We start from the raw sequence: 3553 nt of genomic DNA, 5'->3' as shown, positions 1-3553 counted from the left end.
TCGGTGGTGACAACGGCACACGGTCAGTACTGCCTGAGCATAAAATCTGGTTTTTCTATCTGCAACGCATTTGTAACCACTGCACGTATCCGGGCTGTCTGGCGGCGTGTCCTCGTAAGGCGATCTATAAGCGTCAAGAGGACGGCATCGTTCTGATCGACCAGAGCCGTTGTCGTGGTTATAAGAAATGTGTAGAGCAGTGTCCTTACAAAAAGCCAATGTTCCGTGGTACAACGCGGATCTCTGAGAAATGTATCGCTTGTTATCCGCGAATTGAGGGTCTCGATCCTCTGACGGAAGGTGATCAGATGGAGACGCGTTGTATGGCAGCTTGTGTTGGTAAGATCCGCTTGCAGGGTCTTGTCAAGATCGGCAGCAATGGCGAATGGGCGCATGATCCGGATAACCCACAGTACTATCTGATTCGGGACCGGAAAGTGGCCTTACCGTTGTATCCGCAGCTGGGTACGGAGCCGAACGGTTACTATGTACCGTCACGGCACGTTCCGCGAGCGTATTCACAACAGATGTTTGGACCGGGTGTTGATCATTCAATTGATCAATACATGGTACCTGATAGAGATCTGTTGGGTGTGCTTCAGTTGTTCCGGACGACACAACGTATCATTTTCAAATGGAAGCGTGAGCCAGGTCCGAAGATTTTCGAGACCAACATTCACGGTAAGAAGTTTGAAATGTATAATGATACGGTCATCGGGTTTAACCGGAAAGGTAAAGAAATCATCCGTGTTACGGTTGAAGAGCCTTTCTACGTACGACCCGAAGAACATCCGGGTGCAATCTAAGGAGCATAGTGCTCTGTTTAAGAAGCGTGAATCAATCCGGTTTCCGGGATGGGACTCCCTCCCGGAGACCGGTTAATACGCAACAAGGAGATTAATATGGGCAATGTAACTCATGCGAAATCTGGCGATCCAATGCTCGCAGTACTTGGGCAGACGGGTTCTCTGGAGGAACTGAAAGAAGAAAGAATCTCGCTGCAATTAGCCAGAGGACGAATATACGATATTCTTTCCAGCGCTTTCAGCTATCCCTGGAACCGAAAGTTTTTCCGGCCCAAGTCATTGCTTGAGCCCATGGATATTGCACTGGTCGACGAGGAGGACTGGAATCACGTTAAATCTATTATTGATGGTTTTAGCAAGTATTTACCAAAAATGACCATCAAACAGGTGCAGCAGGAATATGTCAGGGTTTTTGGGCATGCGGTTTCCATGGAATGCCCTCCTTACGAAATGCAGTATGGCACAGAGGGTGGTATTCAGTCTCAAACCGATGTTCTGATTCAGCTGGGTGGTTTTTATGAGACCTTCGGGTTTGAGCAGCCTCGCAATAGGACAAGAGAAAGAGTGGATCATATTTCAATTGAATTGGCGTTTATGTTTTTCATGTGCTTTAGAGCTGCTTTTGGAATTCAAAACGGTCATGAAGAAAGAAATATTAATGTGCTGACCAGCAGCATGAAAAAATTCATTCGCAATCATATTGGCAGGTGGGGTCCATTGTTTTGCATCTTTACCTCTCGAAAGGCGGAGAGAGGCCTTTACAAGGATATAGTCGATATTCTCGCTATTTTCCTGAAAAACGAGAATTTTTTGCTGGATATCAAGCCTGTCAAGGTTGAAGAACCTGAGTACAGGTCTTTGTCTTACAGTATGGAAAATGATTTGATCGCCAATGCACCTTCTGAGTGTGAACCGCGATAAACGATAAGCAAGTTATTTCAATAACTGCTTAATATTCTTAATGCCCGGAGATGAGTCGCCCATGCTCATTCTCCGGGCTTTTTTGTGGGAAATGTTGGTTTAATCCTGTTCCTGCAACCTTCCTGAATGGCCGGTTGATAGAGAGACTGCGCTATCGCCCTTGAATTTCTTTTCTGCTGACATATATAGCTGTCATATCCCAACAGGTCCCTACTGTCTTTGCACACGGCTGGTAGTTCTTGGTTATTTTTGGTTATTTTAAAAATCTCTTCCGGTTGAATCGGCATCTTAATTTTGTCTTATCAAGTGCATCCGGGTATAGCAATGTTTATCTACGATACAATGAGTCAGGGGTTGGAGCTTCTTGCCAGGCGAGAATTGCAGGATGCGGAAAACATGTTTTTGATTGTGATCAATGATCCTTACTCACAGCCCGAAGAAACCAAACAGGCAAAGAAATATTTAAACGATATAAGAGATTGTAAAAAAGGCGATAAAACCCTCGATTTCGACGTCTATAAGGGCCTGATCAAAAAAGTTTCTACGTCTCTGGATTATATTGATGATCTGATTGCGGATGTTTATTGCTCCAAAGCCAGCTCTTATGCAGAAATTGATCAGGAACTTTTTTCTAGAATCCCCGCTATTGTAAACCGGCTCAAGCAAATTAAAATCAGGGATATTTCTGCCCGCGACAAACTTTTTGCAGGGCTTGAAAAGAGTGGTGCCCGCCTGATCCGAAAAAGGTTGCAAGAGAAAAAAGTGGGAGAAGAAGGGGTAGACTTTGATAAATGGCGATATAAAACTGTTTTTAGAAAGTTTGTGGAGCAGGTAAACCCTTTCCTCCTTGAAAGACATTTGGAGCTATTGGATTATATTTTAGCGAATGGTGAAATCAATCTTTTGGAGGATCCCAAGCTTACGGTGTTAACGCCCAAATATTCGTGGATTATCGAATCCACTTTGAAAAAACAATGGTTTTTGTTAAGGAGTTATTTCTTCAAGGCCAAGTCGGAAATCGAAGCTCAATTTAAGAAAAAGGAAGGAACCCGGAAATACTGGGAAGAAGTCAAGTACAAGAAGATAAAAATATTTGAGGAATGTAACTTTAGTGAGCCAAATATACAGAAGTTTCTTTTCATAGATAAATTGAATTATAAAACTCTGGAAGAAATTCACGGTTTTGCCAACAACATGAATCTGGTTTTAATGCCACGCGATGTCAGCCTGGCTTTGAGAGGTGTTGAAAAGGCCAAAGATCATATACGTGAGCGCGGAGGTTTCCTGATGGGAAACCGGAAAGTTTTCCAGGATGGACTTCTGGAACTGGGGTTTTCAAAGAAAAACTCCTATGTCATTGCGAAGCAGGCGAAGCGTTCCAATAACCATCAGATTCAGGAAGCTTTTAAACTGGCATTGCAAGTCGCGCGAGACGAAATCCCCTGGTATCGCATTCCTCCAGATTCGATAAAAATGAAAAATGAAATCGAGAACCAGTGTGTAAAACACTTAAGCACTGTGCGAATTCATTTGTTTGAAAGGGGTCGGTTAAATAAAATTCTGCTTCAGGAGGGGAAAAAACTGATTCGAAACTATCTTGAAAAAGTTTATGGCGATACGGTTTCAGAACTGCACTGCTATTTTCGCCTGGAAACCATACATCAATACTATAAGCTGAAGTTTTTTCAATATCACGAAGAATCTGTTCCCAGCGTTTCTGAGTTAATCAAGATAAGCAGGAAAGAGTTTAAACCTATTCTTTTGAAAGGTTATGATGAGTTTATAAAGAAAAAACGGTTGCAAATTTCCTCTAAAATCTACAAGGA

The 3553-nt window shown here is 42.9% G+C and carries 3 protein-coding genes; all 3 read left to right on the top strand.

All coding sequences use genetic code 11. From position 1 onward, the window contains the following. A partial coding sequence (locus tag F3741_07525) for a 4Fe-4S dicluster domain-containing protein (protein MZG30646.1) occupies positions 1 to 806 on the top strand: 806 nt, incomplete at its 5' end. Between the two features lie 96 nt (positions 807 to 902). Beyond that, on the top strand, positions 903 to 1727 hold the full coding sequence (locus F3741_07520; GenBank protein ID MZG30645.1) for a molecular chaperone TorD family protein: 825 nt from the start codon (positions 903 to 905) through the stop codon (positions 1725 to 1727). 324 nt (positions 1728 to 2051) lie between these two features. Continuing rightward, positions 2052 to 3553, top strand: a 1502-nt coding sequence (locus F3741_07515) for a hypothetical protein (protein MZG30644.1), incomplete at its 3' end; no start/stop codon positions are given.

Source organism: Nitrospinota bacterium (assembly GCA_009873635.1).
GTDB lineage: Bacteria > Nitrospinota > Nitrospinia > Nitrospinales > VA-1 > LS-NOB.
Note: the sequence above shows the minus strand (reverse complement) of the source record. Positions and strands in the feature narration are given on the sequence as shown.